This is a genomic window from Rhodococcus sp. 66b (assembly GCF_002076325.1).
GTDB lineage: Bacteria > Actinomycetota > Actinomycetes > Mycobacteriales > Mycobacteriaceae > Rhodococcus_F > Rhodococcus_F erythropolis.
Genome location: NZ_MUZB01000010.1, coordinates 31,705 through 48,076, shown reverse-complemented (window position 1 = coordinate 48,076; position 16,372 = coordinate 31,705). Strand labels below are relative to the sequence as shown.

The window sequence follows — 16,372 nt, the reverse complement described above, 5'->3', positions numbered from 1 at the left end:
CGTGCCATAGTGAAAGCATGTATCTGCCCGACTTCGACTACGTGGGAGTCTGGAGCTTTCCGATCATGGGGCCGGATGCACCAGACGACGCTCCCGCCAACGTCGTCGAGGCGTGCCAGGCTGTCGGCAGGGATCTGCAATGCCGCTGGCACGGCCCTGATACGTACATGCAGAACTGCGTGTGGACGGTGTCGATGCTCGATGACGGTCAGTGCCACCTCGCGCTCGACGCTGGACCACGGCCAAAGGGCAAGAGTGCAGGAACCAGTCCCCTGATCGGCGTCAGGGTCGTCGGGCCGCACATCGAACAGCCTGTACAGGAGTTGACGGCCCTGATCGCCGGCGAAGTCCAGGACGAGCTGGCCGGCGGATTTCCCTTTGTGCACTGGCCCATCGAGAAGGACCGACTCTTGATGCCGACATTGCGTGGCGGACGCGCGGTATGGGTGGTTCGCAGCGCTGATCGCATTGTCTCCGAGATCGGCGAACTCTGCCCGAGATGAAAATGCTTGCTGCGTGATTCAAACGTGGTCGTGAACCGGCGACGGAATCTTGTTGGAACGATACGAGTCTCCGCTCCGGTTCGGCCGCCAGAGACGCCAGTGTTTCGCGGACAACCGGAACGGGAGATGGTCTTGTAGGTGACGAGCACCGGACGACAACCGTTCGTCTGCAGGCAGGTTGAGCCACAGGGACAGTGAGGATGCGGCGTTGCCGAGGGTTGCGCGTATGCCTGACTCGCCGAGAATCCGGCCGTATCCATCCACGGCAAAACGGCCGAACGTGTCGGGGGTGATGTCGGGGTACGGCGCGCGGGTGTTGGGGTCGATCAGGCGTACGGGCGCGCTGCAGGTCAGCGCCGCCACAGAACGTCCGTGGGTTGTGACCGCATCGCAACCAACGAGGGCATCGAGCGCTTCGTTGACAGAACCAGGTGGGACGTTCCATTCGGTATGGGTTTGCGCTTTGTAGCGGGGCCCACCGAAGAGCTCGGTAGCGAACGATGACAACTGCGCGGTCGGCTCGGATGGCCCACTCTGGTAGATCTCGAACGTCCACGACGGCAACGACACTGGTTCGGTGCAGGATTCCAGGAACGTCTGCAGCCGCTGAAATGCAACATCGGGACGCTTGACTCGAAGCGAGTGTGCACCACCGGCGGACCCGGGCAACCCGTCGTATGTCACTACTTCCGGCAATCCGGCTTCCGGTGTCCGCGCCGTCACAGGTTAGCCAATCGCGAAAGCACTACCCCGGCTGGTTCCTCCGTCGCGTGGCGATAGCCAGTGCCGGCCCACAGGTGCATTCGCTCGGGATCTGCCTGCGCAACAGCGGCTTTACGCATCGGGTTGGTCAGGTGATGGATGGCCGGATACCCGATGGGCGCTTGTGCGTCGTAGCGATCGATGAACTCGTTCCGAAGTGCCCGTGCAGGACGTCCCGTGAAAGCTCTTGTGACGACCGTGTTCCCGCGGGACGTGTCGGCCAGAGCTGCCTTGTGCGGAGCCGAGGCACCACTCTCCTCGGTGCGCAGCAGTACGGTACCGACGACTGCCGCGTCCGCTCCGGCACGTAAGGCTGCAGCGACGTCGGCGGAGGTCGCCAGTCCACCGGCCGCCAATAGCGGAACAGAGGTGCGATGACGGATTTGTGCGATCAGTTCGGTGATCGGTGTTTCTGCCGGAACCTTCAGGGGAGTGAGAGTTCCGGAGTGGCCGCCGGCAGCCGACGATTGCACGACAAGCAGATCGGCACCGGCGTCGACGGCAAGGTGCGCCTCTGCCTCCGAAGTCACAGTGAGGACGACAAGTGAACCGGCAGCGCGCAGCGCCTTGATGACGCCGGGTGTGGGAAAGCCGAAGGTGAAGCTGACCACCGGAACCGGGCTGGCCAGGAGCAGATCGATCTTGTCCTCGAAGTAGTCGTCGTCTTCGACAGGCTCACCGTCAGCCAGTGTGATGCCGTAGCGATCCGCCTCGACCTGGATCGCCCTGGTATAGGCACGGTAGGCATCGACGTCGACAGGCACCGGGTTGGGCGCAAACACGTTGACACCGAACGACACTCCCTCGGCGCGCACGGTGTCGATCTGGTCGGACAGAGCCTGAGGCGTCTTGTACCCGGCGGCGAGGAATCCGAGACCGCCTGCGCGAGAGGCAGCAGCAACAAGTGCCGGTGTGGAAGCGCCGCCGGCCATGGGGGCTGCGATGACAGGGACCTTCAGGTCGAGATCGGTTGTGAGTGCGCTCATTCGAACATCTCCAGTCCTACGTCGGGTAGTGCTCCGGCGGTTTCGTCATCTGACATCAAAAACTACCTCCTCAGTCGAGGTGGCCGTCCGAGGGTCCGCATCGAGATCGGAAGGGAATCGGAACCGCAAACCGCGGCGGCCACTGCTGCGCCCAGAACGACGGCCGCACCCAACAGCAGAGCGTCGCGATACCCGTCTCGCAGCAACGGAGTGACAACGAGTGGGCCGAGAATCTGACCGACGCTGTATCCAGCGGTCAGCAACGCCACGGCGCGTGGGAACTGCAGGTGCGCGCCGATTGCCAACACAATTGACCCGATACCAAGGAAGGTGACACCGAACAGGAAAGCTGAAATCAGTGCGGGGCCGACGCCTCCGATCACAGCAGGAAGCGCTATGCCCACCGCCTGAATCAACAGGGCAACGAGAAGCAGAGTCGGCCTCGACCAACGCAGGCTGAGCCAAGCCCACAGGGCGCACGAGGGAAATGCGGCCAGACCGACCACTATCCAAGCGCCGCTGCCGACCCATTCTGGAGCGGCGAGATCGATTGCGGCAACAAGGAACGTGCCCGCGATGATGTAGCCGATGCCTTCCAGGAAATAACTGATGAACAAGGCAGTGAACCCGCGTTGGGAACTGGGAGTTCCCGGCGCGTCCGGTGTGATGATCGGACGCGGTTCCGGCGTCAATCCCCAGGCTGCGACCGCACACACCACTGCAAGGGCCGCAGATGCCAGCCAGGCTGTACTCCAGGTACCGATGAAGCGGACGACCAACACGAGGACCCCGGACAGGGCGATACCCAACCCAACTCCACCGAATCCCCATCCGGCCAAGAATTGGGACTGCCCCCGAAGGTGCGCGTGCAAAGCGCTGACGGCGATCATGAAGACGAGGGCACTGGCAATGCCTGCGACGAGCCGCAGGGCGAACCAGATGGATCCGTCGTGGGTAGTGGGCATGAGCGCCAAAGTCGCGATGAGGACCACCAACGACGTACGCATCACCGCTGCCGAGCGCACCACGCCGGGAATGAGGATTCCCGCGAGCGCACCGATCAGGTACCCGACGTAGTTGGCCGTCGCCAGGGTGGCGCCGAGCGAGGCGGACAGACCGGCCTGCGTGTGCATCAACGGCAGGATCGGTGTGTAGACGAATCGACCGATTCCCATGCTCGCCGCCAGCGCAGCGGCAGCTTGGACAGCGTGCGCTCGCGGGGAGACGCCGTTGTGGATTGTGGTCATGGTCTTATCGTGTGCCCCGGCCGCGCCGGACCGCCACGACCGCTTTGCTCCTGACTGATAGGCACAACCTCCCACCGCACGTAGCATGAAGGATCGTGGAGCTGCGTCAGCTGAGATATTTCGAGGTCGTCGCCGAGGAACTGCACTTCGGCCGAGCCGCGGCGCGGCTACTGATAGCCGGGCCGTCATTGTCGCAGCAGATCATGGCACTCGAGCGCGACCTCGGCGTCAAGCTGTTCGTCCGCGACCGCCGTTCCGTCGCTCTGACGCCAGCCGGCGCCGCCTTGCTCCCTGATGTCCGTGCGCTACTCGAGAGTGCCGAGAATCTGCGACGCCGCGCGGAGCGTCTGTCCGGAGCGGAGCCCGTCCGGATCGGCTACGTCAATTGGCTCCCCACGGATCTGATCGCGCGCACTTCAGGGGTCGCGCAACTGCACGTCGACGCCTGGGTGGTGCCTTCGCACGCGCAGGCCGCGCGGGTAGCGGACGGCAGCCTCGACCTGGCGATCGCCTGGGTGCGGAAAACCGATGTCGCCCAACATGCTCTGAGCGCAAGACTGCTCGGTGCGGATCGGCTGTACGCGGTCTCCACCGGAGAGGACACCACACCGGTGCGGGCACGCGACGTCGTCGTACTCGTCGACGACGACACCACCTCCTGGTATTCGTGGAACGTCTACGCCGAAGAATTCGCTCGCGATACCGGCGCACAGATCCTGCGCATCAACGACGGTGGTATCACCGGTCCGGCATTCTTCGATCACGTCCGTGCCGTCGGCCGTCCGGTCGTCAACTCGCCCAAAGGGCAGACCATCACGTTGCCAAGCGATCTCACTGCACGTCCGGTGATCGACCCCGCGGCGATCTGGACGTGGTCACTCCTGTGCCGCGAGAACGAAACGCGCCCTGCAGTTCTCGCGGCCGTCGACGCTCTCACCCGCGGCGTCACTGATCTCGAAATCCACGAAGACGGGATATGGCTACCCATGGACGATCCTTACCGGAGGACTCGATGACACGACGCGCTATTCGAGTTTTCTGGGGACGACGGCCGGAATCGGTGCAGGCCGTGGCCTCCCGGTGGCGTCGGACGTTGGAGCAAGTCGAATTCCTGTTGCCCGAGGTGGTCGGCGGGTCGTGGCAACAGATCCATTCCGCTGGACCTGCTACTGCCGTGACCGTCGACCAGTTGGCGCAGGTCCTCGAGAACGCGCAGGCCGCCGAAGACTGGTCGGATCGTCTGGGAATCGGATTGAGGCTCGCATCCAGTGGAGGGTCCGAATGGGGGCTCGAACTCTCCGGGTTGGCGGGCGGCGAACCTGAAATCGTCCTTCAGTCGATGATTATTGCCGTCAGCGCGCCGGACGCCGCCGAAGTTCCTGAGACAGAGCTACTTCGGATGCTCGCCGCGGTGTGGGAACCGGATTTCGGAGACGTCACCGACGACAACATCCTCGACGCTCTCGAAGACGAGTCCGACTATCGCGTCGGTGATCCCGTGATCGGCCGAGTCGGCTACCTCTCGTCCGCTCGCGCTGACGCGATCCCGGGTGACCTCGCAGCAGGCGTTGCCGCGTTACCGGGCGGCGTGTTGCTACAGATCGGGGCCGTCGATGGGGTCGTTCGGGCGTACGAGCGCCTGCGCGAGACCGGCGCACTCGATCCGCTTCCGCGTCCACTGGACCGCGCAGTCTTCTGAAGGTGGTTACCGTTTGTCGAGTTTGGGTAGCCCGGGCGTCGGAACGAACTCTCACCGCGGCACTACCGCCGAAAAATGAACCGAAAGGCCCACCGCATGGTTGACGTCACCCGCAAATTCACCGCCGAGGTACCGATCGAAAAGGCTGCGGCGTTTCTCCGCGACTTCGCCAATGCGCCGACGTGGGATCCGGGCACCGAGAGCTGCACGCAGATCTCCGACGGTCCTGTCGGCGTCGGAACCCAGTGGCACAACGTGTCCAAGCTATTCGGCGTCACCACGGAACTGACGTACACGCTGGTGACCGACGAGCTGAATCACGTTGTTCTCGAAGGAAAGAACAAGACTGCCACCAGTACCGACGACATCACCTTGACTTCGGTGGGTCCGAACTCGACCGAGATCGAATATCACGCGAACGTCGAGTTCAACGGTGCCGCCAAGATTGCGTCGCCTCTCCTGAAGGCGGGATTCGAAGCCAAAGTGGCACCAGAGACGGTGAAGAAGATGACGGAAGCCCTCGAAGCTCTCTGACAAGTCCGTCAGGTTCTTGTCACTGTGTGTTGCCGCCGCTCGCGCCACCGTTGCGAGCTTCGATGGCATCGATGGACTTCGCGAACGACTTTCCCAGCACTTGGGTGCCGACGAGTCCGAGTACCGACGCCAGGAGCTTTCCGTTGAGGTTCTTGCCGTCCCGGACCACGACGGCGTCGACATCGGTCAGACCCGTCGGCTGCCGGGTCAACGTGTAGGTATGGCTCGACGCCCCGCCCCACAGGTTGGAGTCGGTGGTTGTCATCACGACGCGGTGCGGGTCGGTCCAGTCATAGTGCAGACGCTCCCAGATACCACTGGAGCCCTCGGTGACATCAGCATCGTGGGGTCCTTGTTGGTGCACTTTCAGGTAGCTGTCCGCACTGCGGCCGAAGATTTCCTCACGGCCCGGGCCGAAGTCGGTCAGGCCGGCAAGGACCTGTTCGGGCGTCGCAGTGGTCGTCTTGTGAAGATGGATCGTGGTCATGGCGCCTTCTTTCAACTGTGGATGATCCGGTGCTGAAAAAGCCGGGGAGCGACTCATCCAGCACACCACTCACACGAAATGAATGAAAGACAATTGCTCGCCCGCCCAGTCTCGATCCGCTATTCGCCTCCGCGCCGGCTGGCAGTGATTGCGCCGTGCGGCCTGTAACCGCTCCCCGTCCGGGTATGGGTCTCGATCACGTCGAAACCCGCTGTGACCAGCACCTCGGCAAGTTCGGTCACCGGCCATCGATAACCAGTCGTCGCGGCATGATCAAAAGGCTCTACGGTTGCGCCTTCGAAGAAGCCCACCAGCAACCCACCACCTGGGCGGATCACGCGCGCGAATTCAGCGAGCGGTGCCTCGATATCTTGCGGGTGATGGTGAATGAGCGAGTACCAGGACAGCACGCCGCCCAGTGAATTCGTTTTCGCGTCCAATGCCTCGAAGCCCCCGACCTCGAAGGAGAGATCCGGGTATTGGTTGCGGGCTCGTTCGACGAACTCGGGCACGAGATCGATCCCGCTCACAGCCAGCCCGCTCTGGGCCAGGAAGTCTGTCCACTGCCCCGGCCCGCACCCGGCGTCGAGCACGGGGCCGGTCAAAGTGGCGGCCCAGCTGGTCACCAGGTCCCGATCAGATACGTGCGTCGAATCCATCGAGCCGAAGAGGTCCGTGTACTCCTGGGATCTGGCCGAATACGACTTTCGGACTACGTCGCGGCGCGTTGCACTCGAATTCTCCACGCCGTCAATAATTATCGATGTGCACCATTCCTTCGCCACAACTCGCCGAACCGAAGGTTCATACTCTGTTGAAGGCCTACGGTCACGTCCGGAAACTGAGGTCATACGGTGGAAGAGAAAGAACTGGCGGCGAAGATCCGCGAACTACTCAGTGCCCGATCGGCCGAGTCGAGCATCTGCCCCTCCGACGTGGCCCGCGCAGCGGCACCCGACAATTGGCGTCCGCTGATGGACCCCGTCCGAGAGGCTGCCCGCCACATGGTGGCCCACGGCGAAGTGCAGATCACCCAGGGCGGCGAAGTCGTCGACCCGGAATCCGTACGAGGTCCGATCAGGATTCGGTGGGCTCGTTGATCAACCGCGTGACTTCTGGCGGCACTGCTCTCGCAGCGTGAATCAGCGGAAACGGTCCAGATGCTCACGCAGGAACGCATCCAGGCTTCGTGGCTCACGCCCCAGGACACGTGCCACCGTGTCGGTGGGTGACTCCGGGCGCGAGACGGCAAGTTGCTGGATCTCCAGAATGTGCTCGGCCAGCCACGGAGGCATGTGGGCATGATCGACGAGGTTTTGCCGCAGTTCGTGCGGTGGCAGGTCGATGTATTGGACGGGGCGATCGAGCATGCGTGTCAGAGAATCGGCGATGCCGCCGTAGCCGACTGCCTCGCTGCCAGTAAGGACGTAGGTGCCGCCGGCGAGATCGGCGCGTGTGAGCACGGCCGCGGCGACGTCACCGATATCTCGGCAGTCGATCCAGTTGCACGGCGCGTCCCGCATCGCGCCCAGAATCACCCCCTGCGCAGCCACCGCCGGAGCCAGGAGCAACAGATTCTGCATGAACGCATAGGGGCGGAGCAGCGTATGGCGGATCCCGGATGCACGCAGGTGTTCACCGACGGCGTGGTGGCCGCGGGAGAGAGCTATGGGGGAGTCGGCCGCGGCGGCGGGATCAGAGATCTTGACGATGTGTTCGACGCCGCTCTCGGCGGCTATGTCGATCACACGCGTTTCGAGCTCGACCTGATCGAGTCCGTTGGCCATGGCGAGGAAAAGTTGTTCAGCCCCTTCGAAAGCCGTGCGTAGCGAAGTTGAGTCTGCGGCATCGGCCGACACTACTTCGACCAAACCGTCGGCCAAATCGCCGAGGTGGGCGCGCAGCCTGTCCGGGTCGCGGGACAACGCTCGGCTCGGCACACCCGAGGATGCGAGACTGCGTAGCAACGCGCCGCCTGTGGTTCCGGACGCTCCCATGATGACGATCATCGTGTTCCTTTCGGTCTTCCCCGCGAAGCCGGGGATCTTTGACATGTGTTGTCTGTCAGGGATTCTGACGGCGCCATCGCCAGCTGACGATGACGGCAGCCACAGCGGCAGATATCGGTAGATCGAGTTGCAGGCGAGCAAGCCAAGCGGTGTCGACCACGCTCGTGTGAGCTGGTAGCCAACGGGAGGCGAACCACCCGACGAGGCCTGCAATTGCAGCGGCTCCGACGGCAAGAATTGCCGCCACCATGACGCGAGGCAGGGCCGTGGTCCACGGCCGTGACCTCCCGCGACGCTGCAGCCAGGAGCCGATCAGCAACGCCACCGCTGCCGACGTGCCCGCAATGGACGTAAATGCCGCCATCGTGAGGCCCGATTGGCCGGATGCGACTCCGCCCGCACCCGCCATCAGCGCAGGGGCAAGGTACGCGACCAGCACCTCTCTCCACAGGGTGAATGATCGTGCGGCGCGACGATCGGCAACCGGGACGCGTCGATTGGAATCGGTTATCTCCCTTTTGTTTTCGCGACGGATCGGCGGGGTGAGTCCGGACATGAAGGAGACCAACTTTCCGATTTTAATTAGGTGGCTAACTATTTGGGCATGGAGGGAGAAGCCTTTGTCGAGAATTGACGACGATTCGAATCGCTACACGAATGCCTGGAATCCCAGCCGACTACTCCGCAGTCAGCGCACCGATACCGCGAACGACCCGCGAGAGCAGGTCCAGAAAAACCGCACGCTCGTCGACAGTGAGCTCGTCGACCATTTCCTCGAGACGAGCAAAGTGTTCGGGCGCCATGTCACGTAAACGCTGAGCGCCGCGAGCAGTCAGGACGACCACCGCACCACGCCCGTCCTCCGCGGACGGACGCCGAGCGACCAAACCCTCCTGCTCGAGGCCGTCGACCAGCCCGGTCACCGTGGCTCGCGAGACGCCGAGATCAGCGGCCAGTCGCGAGGGAGATTTCTCCCCGTCATGGTCTTCCAGATCCGCAAGCAATCGGTAACGGCCGGTCGACAGTCCATACCTCGCGAAGTGAACCTCGGTTGCTCGACCGAGCCGCGCGCCCGCCGAGATCAGCCGCACCGCAACCAGCACCGCCTGCGGATCGGACCCGAGGCCGTAATGCTCCAACTGCCGCCGCGCCTGATCCAACGTGGGTGAGTCGTGATCGGTTCCGTCCACTGCCATGCAACTAATATGGCACCTAACTACATTCTGGTCAACCCTTCACCGAGCGAGTGTCAACGCTGCCGAAGCCGTGCGCGAGTTGCAACAGGTCCAGATCGGCATGACTGCGAGCCAGAACCTGTATACCCATTGGCAGCCCCTCAGAATTGAAGCCTGCAGGCAGGCTGATGGCCGGCACACCGAGAAGCGTTGCGATTGTTGCAACCTCCATCCACCGGTGGTACGACGACATGGCCCTGCCGTCGATCGATGTGGGCCAGTCCATTTCGATGTCGAACGGAAACACCTGGACACTCGGTAGCACGATGAAGTCGTACGTATCGAAGAGAGTCAGGAACGCGTTGTACATCGCGGTGCGCTTCACCGAAGCCTCGTAAACGTCCAGCGCCCCGATGGGCGGACGCCCATCCGTTCCATCGACCAGGCCCTCCACCTCATATCGAGCTTCGGGCTTGAGCGCCGCCCGCGTGACCGCGTTGTAGTAGAGGGGGTACAGCTGAGAGCCGGCGAGCCAGTGCCGGAACGTCAGCCACAGCGGCCAGAGATCCTCATTTCCGTTGAACCCGACCGCTTTCGGCAGACCATGTTGTGAATCCATCTCGATTCCAAGCGCTTCGAAGATCTGCAGTGACGATTCACAGAGATCGAGCACTCCCGACTCCATCGGGAGATACCCACCGAGGTCACCCATCCACACTGCCCGTGCGCCGGAGAAATCTCGCTCCAACGTCGACGCCAGGCCTCCGTCCGAGTCGATGGACAACGGAGTGCGCGGATCGTATCCCGACATCGTTTGCAACAACATCGAGAGATCTGTAGCGGTGCGCGCCATCGGTCCGGGAACCCCCGCCTGTTGCACGAACACATCCGGCCCCTTCGCGGGTACGCGGCCGAAGGATGGACGAAGTCCGAGAATGTTGTTCCAAGCGGCTGGATTTCGAAGTGATCCCATGAAATCACTGCCGTCCGCTACCGGAACCATGTGGAGAGCCACTGCGACGGCAGCACCACCGCTACTTCCGCCCGCCGATCGGCTCGGGTCGTAGGCGTTGCCGGTTGCACCGAAGATCTCGTTGTAGGTGTGTGAGCCCAGACCGAATTCCGGAACATTGGTCTTGCCGACGAAGATCGCTCCCGCGTCCCGTATTCGAGCAACGTGAATCGAATCACTTTGCGCTGCAGGGATGTCGAACTCACCCCGAAAGAACCCGCGAGTCGTCTTGAATCCCGCCACATCGGCAGTGTCCTTGACCGCATGAGGGAACCCGTGCATCCATCCCATATCCTGGCCATCGGCCAGGAGCTTGTCGTGCTCTTGTGCCTCCTGCACCAATTCCTGTCGTGGGCGAAGACTGACAATCGCGTTGACCGAAGGGTTCACGGACTCGATCCGGTCGAGATAGGCATTCATCACCTCCTCGCATGACACTTGCCGATCATGAATTGCCGCCGACAAATCGGATGCGTCGAGTCGAACGATCTCGTTTCCAACGGGCAAAGTGGGCTGTGAAGACTTCAAGTGATGCTCCTCGAGTCGGTGCTGATCAGTAGTTCGGTGAATTGGAGCGCGGGCCGGTTTACATCGGTACCGCCACAGGGGATTCCCCGATGCGACTGAAGTGCGTCAGCCGTCCACTCAGGCGCTGTTCGGACGTCTCTCTCAGAGAGGAGACCAACGCGGCACGTAATGACTGGCCGACGCGTTCACAGAATTGGTCAGGTTCGTCGGCGGCATCGGGGTACTCGGGTATCACCGCATGCACAATGCCGTCTGCCAGTAGATCTGTTGATCGAATGTTCTGCGCCGAGACCATCTCCGGCGCATGGACGATGTCGCGGTAGATGATCGCGCTTGCACCTTCCGGCGGTAGCGGGGACAACCAACTGTGCTGAGCGGCGAGAATGCGGTCCGCCGGCAACAGCGCCAGTGCGCCTCCACCCGCACCCTGGCCGAGGAGCAGCGATACCGTCGGCGTCCTCAGCGCCAGGAGTTCTGCCAGGCACTTCGCAATTTGGTTCGAAAGTCCGCCTTCCTCAGCTTCTTTCGACAGATTCGCGCCGGGTGTGTCGATGACTGTCACGAGCGGCAGGTCAAGCTCTCGGGCAAGGCTGATTCCCCGGCGCGCCTGACGCAGTGATGCCGGGCCGAACGACTGTTGCCAGGTCTGGGCACGGCGATCCTGCCCGAGCAGAACGCACGAGATGTCCCCGAAGCGGACCAACGCAAGAATCAGAGCGGGGCTCTGTTGACTTTGTCCGGTTCCATTCAGGAGCAACATGTCTGAAGCTGAATGGCCAAGTAGCTCGCGGACGCCCGGCCGTCCGGAACGGCGGGAAGCAAGGACCGTTTCCCAGGCGGGTGTCGCGGGGTCACTGACATTCGGAAGCGCCAGTCCGCGCTCGTCAAGTGTCGGGCGCGAGGTCAAAACCCGCAATAGCACGTCCAGTGTCTCCGAGAGCTTGTCAGGAGAGCACACTGCATCCACCAGCCCGTGCGCGTGGAGGTTCTCGGCCGTCTGGACCCCAGGTGGAAACGCGACGCCGTACAAAGTTTTGTACACCCTGGGACCGAGGAATCCGATGAGCGCCCCGGGCTCCGCGATCGTCACGTGACCGAGCGAGCCCCAGGAAGCGAAAACTCCACCTGTGGTGGGATTTCGGAGATACACCAAGTATGGAAGGTGGGCTTCCTTGTGCGCGGTGACAGCGGCGGTGATCCTGACCATCTGAAGAAACGCCGTCGTTCCCTCCTGCATCCGTGTTCCACCGGAAACCGGCAGGGCGACAAGGGGTAGTGCTTCTCTCGTCGCCCGCTCGACGGCATCGACGAGGCGTCCGCCGGCCGCTACACCGATCGACCCCGCCAGAAATCCGAACTCACAGATCAGTACCGCGACTCGGCGTCCACGTACCGTTGCGGACCCGGTCATCACGGACTCGTCCAGTCCGGTCCGCTCGCGCGCCGCGGCCAGTTCGTCTGTGTACGCACCACGCGCCATGCTCTGACGGACACTCAAATCCCACGACTCCCACGAGTCAGGATCAAACGTGAGATCGATCAACTCGTGTGCCGTCAGACGATTCATTGCCTTGCTCTCCTAGCCATTTCATGATTTCTTCGCCATCCGCACCGAGCACAGGAGGCGGTCGATGTGCGGTTCGGGTGACCTCACTTCCGTCAGGATCGAAGAACCGCAACGGTGGTCCCGGGATGGTCAGCCTCCCGAGCGTTCGATGATCGACGTCGACGAGGAGCCCCTGCGAGCGGGTCTGTTCCCACTCGTAGACCTCACGCAGGTTTCGGACTTTTCCTGCCGGAACGCCGGTGGCGTCCAGCTTCGTCAACAGTTCTTCGGTCCCGTAGGCCCCGAAGACCGCTTCGACCAATTCGTTGACCTTCTTACGGTTCTCGACCCGTTCCGGGTTGGTCGCCATACCGTGTGTATCCGGGTCGATCCAGAATCCGTCGCAGAAACGTTTCCACAGACCTTCACTGCCGACTGCGATCTGTACGGCACCGTCTGCCGTCGGAAATAGTCCGTACGGACAGATCGACGGATGATGATTGCCCTGAGCCTCGCCGATCTCCCCTGCGACGGTCCATCTCGTCCCCTGAAAAGCATGCACCCCGACAACACTCGCCAGCAGGGAGGTTCGGACAACTTGTCCCCTGCCCGTCACCTCCCTCTCTCGAAGTGCTGCAAGAATTCCGAACGCTCCGTGCACTCCCGCAAGAAGATCGGCGATAGGAACGCCGACACGTTGTGGGTCATCGGGTGACGAACCGGTCAGAGACATCAATCCGGCTTCGCCTTGGGCGATCTGGTCGTACCCGGCGCGACCGCCTTCAGGACCGTCATGGCCGAATCCGCTGATCGACAGCACGACCAGTCCGGGGTTGATCTCCGCTAACCTTTCCATCGGGAATCCCAGGCGGTCCATCACGCCGGTGCGAAAATTCTCGATCAGAACGTCGGCGCGTGCGATCAGGGCTGTGAGAGTTCGACAACCGTTCTCGGACTTCAGATCCAAGGCGATTGATTCCTTGTTTCGGTTTGCCGACAGGAAGTACGTCGATTCACGTTCGCCACGGGCGGGGTCGACAAAAGGTGGACCCCACCCACGCGTGTCGTCTCCACCGTCAGGTGTTTCGACCTTGACGACGCGCGCTCCAAGATCCCCGAGCATCATGGCCGCATGCGGACCGGCCAGTGCCCTGCTCAGATCCACGACGACTGTACCTGCCAGCGGTCCTTGATAATTCGGTGTCACTGCTGCTTCTGCCGGCACTGCCAAATCCTCTCGGGCGATGGGAGATCTGCTCCGTATCTGTGAGCTAAACACTGGAAGGAGAGAGGGATTCGGAAACTTCTCCAGCAGCAGTGAGGTCCTTTCCTTTCGACTCGGGCAGGAAGAAGATCACGGTGGCGACCGAGATCGCCATCAGAACAATGGCGTACCAGTTGAAGACGCCGGGAATTCCCTTGTCGGCGAAGAAGGCCTGGAGATACGGCGTCGTGCCACCGAAAATTGCGACGGCAAGGGAAGTCGGCAATCCGATTCCCCCCGCGCGCATGCGAGTCGGGAACATCTCGGAGAACACAGCAGGACCGATGGACACTGTGCCGGCCATGAAGACCAGTGCAATTGCCATTGCCACGAACAACTGCCACGCCTGCCCCCGAATGATGGAGGTGAGCGGAAACAGCAAGGTGATCATCATGATTCCCGAGAAGATCAAAACCGGGCGCCGGCCGATTCGATCCGAGACGGTTCCCCAAACAGGCAGCATGATGATGAACACCACATTGGCGGCGGCTCCCGCCCACATTGCTCCCGAAGGATCCACGCCGTGGACACTGATGGCATACGCCGGAGTTGCCACGGCCCACACGTAATAGTTGACCGTCGATCCAACCGTCATGGCGGCGACTCGCACCAGCAGGCGACGGTGTTCACGGATCTGCGACCACAGCGAGGGCTTGGCCTGCTGCGATTCCGACTTCTGTGATTTGGCAGATGATTCGAAGATCTCTGTTTCCTGCAACCGTGATCGCAAGTACAGCGCGAACAGTCCGAAGACACCGCCGAGCACAAACGGAATTCGCCAACCGTAACTGCTCATTTGGGCGTCGGTGAGGATTCCTGAGAGGACCGCCGCCAGAACTGCGCCGCAGATGATGCCGATGGTTCCGGAGAAGTAGATCAAGCTGGCCCACAAGCCACGCTTCTCTCGCGGCGCCATCTCCGAGATATACGTATTGGCCGAAGGCAACTCTCCGCCATGAGCAAGACCCTGGATCATTCGACACGTCACCAACACGACGGCAGCCCAGGCCCCGATCGTCTCGTGCGTTGGGGTCAGTCCGATGATCAGACTCCCTACTGCGGCGAGCCCGACTGCCACCGTCATCGAAAACTGTCGGCCACGGCGATCCGCGATCAACCCGAAGAGCACTCCACCGAAAGGACGAGCGACGAACCCGACAGCGAAGACTCCAAAAGTCTTCAGCAGATCAGACATCGGGCTTCCGCTGGAAAAGAACTGTGGCGCGAAGAACACCGCGAAAAGCGCGTAGATGTTCCAGTCGAACCACTCCATCGCGTTGCCGGTGCCGATTCCGAACAGAACCTTGAGGTTCTTCTTCCTCGACGAGGGCGGTGTGGTTTCTTTGTGGTGATCGCTCATCGTGTGCCTCCAGCGGTGACGGCCAACTTTTCGACGGCCAGTGCCGAATAGACCGCGGCCGCATCCCCGAGCACACCCTCGAAGAACTGTGCACGCGGCGAATGGTTTGTCGGAGCAGCGACCGGATCGCAGCCCGGCATTGCAGCTCCGAGCCCGATGAACGCTCCCGGAACTCGGTCCAAGACATAGGAGAAGTCTTCAGAACTACTTGTCGGCCTTGGTGATTCCAGGTAATGCTCCTCGCCGAGCAATTCGCGGATCACGCCCTCACTGAACGCAACTTCCTCCGCATTGTTGACCGTCAAGGGGAACTGGGCACGGAAGTCGATGTCCACCTCTACGCCGTGCGCGGCGGCAATGCCCTCCAGTCCACGGCGAATCACTGCGCCGAGTTGTTCCTCGTTCTCAGCCGACCAGTGACGGACGGTGGCACCGAAATGTGCGGAATCGGGGATCACGTTGTTTGCCGTGCCCGCATCCACGACACCCACGGTGATGACAACCGGATCGAATGCGTCGAAATCCCTTGTCACGATGACCTGCAGCGATGTGATCATCTGCGCCGCAGCCGTGATCGGGTCCTTCGCGCGGTGCGGCGACGAACCGTGACCGCCCGCGCCTCGCACCGTCACGTCGAGCGTGTGCGACGCCGACATGATCGGCCCCGGCCTACTCACGAAGAGTCCGGCCGGGATCCCGTTGGCCATGACGTGCAGTCCGTACGCGTAGTCGGCACGGCTCCCTGATGCATCCAACACGCCCTCGTCGATCATGTTCTTGGCCCCACCCCAGCCCTCTTCACCGGGTTGGAACATGAACACGACGTCACCGGCCAAGTGATCGCGGTGATGTGAGAGCAGCCTTGCCGCGCCGACCAATGCGGTTGTGTGCAAGTCGTGTCCACACGCGTGCATGGCTCCGTTCGTGGAGGCGAAATCCACCCCGGTGCGCTCGTCGACCGGAAGCGCGTCCATGTCGGCTCGCAGCAGCACCGTCGTCGTATCGCCTGAATCCCTTGCTGCACCTCGCAGAACGGCTGTAACCGAGGTGCTCGAAGTTCCGGTGGAGATCTCGAGTGGGAGACCCTGCAGCGCTTCGAGCACCCGCTCCTGGGTTCGTGGCAGCTCGAGACCGATCTCCGGCTCACGGTGTAACTTGTGCCGCAGCGCGACGAGGTCGCCCTGCATCTCGTCTGCGTCATCTTTCAGGTTCACAGAATTTGGCCTTTCATTGGCAGGGGAAGACTCGCGAAGTTCCGGA

The 16,372-nt window shown here is 62.2% G+C and carries 18 protein-coding genes; 5 read left to right on the top strand and 13 right to left on the bottom strand.

Annotation, left to right across the window (positions count from 1 at the left end; all coding sequences use genetic code 11):
- Positions 1 to 17: 17 nt before the first annotated feature.
- Positions 18 to 503: a hypothetical protein gene (locus B0E55_RS19350; RefSeq protein WP_047272367.1), complete on the top strand. Its 486-nt coding sequence runs from the start codon at positions 18 to 20 to the stop codon at positions 501 to 503.
- An 18-nt stretch (positions 504 to 521) separates the two neighbouring features.
- Here the strand turns inward: B0E55_RS19350 and B0E55_RS19345 are convergent, their stop codons facing one another.
- From B0E55_RS19345 to B0E55_RS19335, 3 genes are all read right to left on the bottom strand, one after another.
- On the bottom strand, positions 522 to 1,226 hold the full coding sequence (locus B0E55_RS19345; RefSeq protein ID WP_080910248.1) for a hypothetical protein: 705 nt from the start codon (positions 1,224 to 1,226) through the stop codon (positions 522 to 524).
- Complete coding sequence (locus B0E55_RS19340; RefSeq protein ID WP_080910247.1) at positions 1,223 to 2,251, bottom strand: NAD(P)H-dependent flavin oxidoreductase; 1,029 nt, start codon at positions 2,249 to 2,251, stop codon at positions 1,223 to 1,225. Before B0E55_RS19340 ends, B0E55_RS19345 begins: the two co-directional genes overlap by 4 nt.
- Before the next feature lie 62 nt (positions 2,252 to 2,313).
- Positions 2,314 to 3,498 (bottom strand): YbfB/YjiJ family MFS transporter, encoded by a 1,185-nt coding sequence (locus tag B0E55_RS19335; RefSeq protein WP_108912718.1) that lies wholly within the window; start codon positions 3,496 to 3,498, stop codon positions 2,314 to 2,316.
- A gap of 95 nt (positions 3,499 to 3,593) precedes the next feature.
- Between B0E55_RS19335 and B0E55_RS19330 the strand changes: the two genes are divergently transcribed.
- The 3 genes from B0E55_RS19330 (at position 3,594) to B0E55_RS19320 (ending at position 5,731) form a co-directional block, all read left to right on the top strand.
- Positions 3,594 to 4,514, top strand: coding sequence for a LysR family transcriptional regulator (locus B0E55_RS19330; RefSeq protein ID WP_080910246.1), 921 nt, complete (start codon positions 3,594 to 3,596; stop codon positions 4,512 to 4,514).
- Positions 4,511 to 5,197, top strand: coding sequence for a hypothetical protein (locus B0E55_RS19325; RefSeq protein WP_046379622.1), 687 nt, complete (start codon positions 4,511 to 4,513; stop codon positions 5,195 to 5,197). The genes B0E55_RS19330 and B0E55_RS19325 overlap by 4 nt, the downstream gene beginning before the upstream one ends.
- A gap of 96 nt (positions 5,198 to 5,293) precedes the next feature.
- Entirely contained in the window at positions 5,294 to 5,731 is a 438-nt protein-coding gene (locus B0E55_RS19320; RefSeq protein WP_007735601.1) for an SRPBCC family protein, read from the top strand.
- A 19-nt stretch (positions 5,732 to 5,750) separates the two neighbouring features.
- Here B0E55_RS19320 and B0E55_RS19315 read toward each other — a convergent pair whose 3' ends face one another.
- Positions 5,751 to 6,218, bottom strand: coding sequence for a hypothetical protein (locus tag B0E55_RS19315; protein WP_080910245.1), 468 nt, complete (start codon positions 6,216 to 6,218; stop codon positions 5,751 to 5,753).
- A gap of 119 nt (positions 6,219 to 6,337) precedes the next feature.
- Complete coding sequence (locus tag B0E55_RS19310) at positions 6,338 to 6,964, bottom strand: class I SAM-dependent methyltransferase (RefSeq protein WP_198538434.1); 627 nt, start codon at positions 6,962 to 6,964, stop codon at positions 6,338 to 6,340.
- A gap of 108 nt (positions 6,965 to 7,072) precedes the next feature.
- Here B0E55_RS19310 and B0E55_RS19305 point away from each other — a divergent pair, with 108 nt between their 5' ends.
- On the top strand, positions 7,073 to 7,318 hold the full coding sequence (locus tag B0E55_RS19305; RefSeq protein ID WP_019745995.1) for a DUF3253 domain-containing protein: 246 nt from the start codon (positions 7,073 to 7,075) through the stop codon (positions 7,316 to 7,318).
- A 42-nt stretch (positions 7,319 to 7,360) separates the two neighbouring features.
- On the opposite strand, the gene B0E55_RS19300 is transcribed toward B0E55_RS19305, so the two are convergent.
- The 8 genes from B0E55_RS19300 to B0E55_RS19265 all read right to left on the bottom strand — a co-directional run bounded on the left by B0E55_RS19300 (position 7,361) and on the right by B0E55_RS19265 (position 16,326).
- Entirely contained in the window at positions 7,361 to 8,272 is a 912-nt protein-coding gene (locus tag B0E55_RS19300) for an NmrA family NAD(P)-binding protein (protein ID WP_241896095.1), read from the bottom strand.
- Positions 8,273 to 8,282: 10 nt separating this feature from the next.
- Entirely contained in the window at positions 8,283 to 8,783 is a 501-nt protein-coding gene (locus B0E55_RS19295; RefSeq protein ID WP_080910244.1) for a hypothetical protein, read from the bottom strand.
- A gap of 121 nt (positions 8,784 to 8,904) precedes the next feature.
- Positions 8,905 to 9,423 (bottom strand): MarR family winged helix-turn-helix transcriptional regulator, encoded by a 519-nt coding sequence (locus B0E55_RS19290; protein WP_003943230.1) that lies wholly within the window; start codon positions 9,421 to 9,423, stop codon positions 8,905 to 8,907.
- A gap of 31 nt (positions 9,424 to 9,454) precedes the next feature.
- Positions 9,455 to 10,921, bottom strand: coding sequence for an amidase (locus B0E55_RS19285; protein ID WP_080910243.1), 1,467 nt, complete (start codon positions 10,919 to 10,921; stop codon positions 9,455 to 9,457).
- Between the two features lie 79 nt (positions 10,922 to 11,000).
- Positions 11,001 to 12,509: a carboxyl transferase domain-containing protein gene (locus tag B0E55_RS19280; protein WP_080910242.1), complete on the bottom strand. Its 1,509-nt coding sequence runs from the start codon at positions 12,507 to 12,509 to the stop codon at positions 11,001 to 11,003.
- Positions 12,466 to 13,713, bottom strand: coding sequence for a CaiB/BaiF CoA transferase family protein (locus B0E55_RS19275; protein ID WP_080910241.1), 1,248 nt, complete (start codon positions 13,711 to 13,713; stop codon positions 12,466 to 12,468). The genes B0E55_RS19280 and B0E55_RS19275 overlap by 44 nt, the downstream gene beginning before the upstream one ends.
- A gap of 46 nt (positions 13,714 to 13,759) precedes the next feature.
- A complete protein-coding gene (locus tag B0E55_RS19270; protein WP_080910240.1) occupies positions 13,760 to 15,112 on the bottom strand; it encodes an MFS transporter in 1,353 nt (450 codons plus the stop codon).
- The gene (locus tag B0E55_RS19265) at positions 15,109 to 16,326 is read right to left on the bottom strand and encodes a M20 metallopeptidase family protein (RefSeq protein WP_029256671.1); all 1,218 of its coding nucleotides are present in this window, start codon (positions 16,324 to 16,326) and stop codon (positions 15,109 to 15,111) included. The genes B0E55_RS19270 and B0E55_RS19265 overlap by 4 nt, the downstream gene beginning before the upstream one ends.
- Between the last annotated feature and the right edge of the window lie 46 nt (positions 16,327 to 16,372).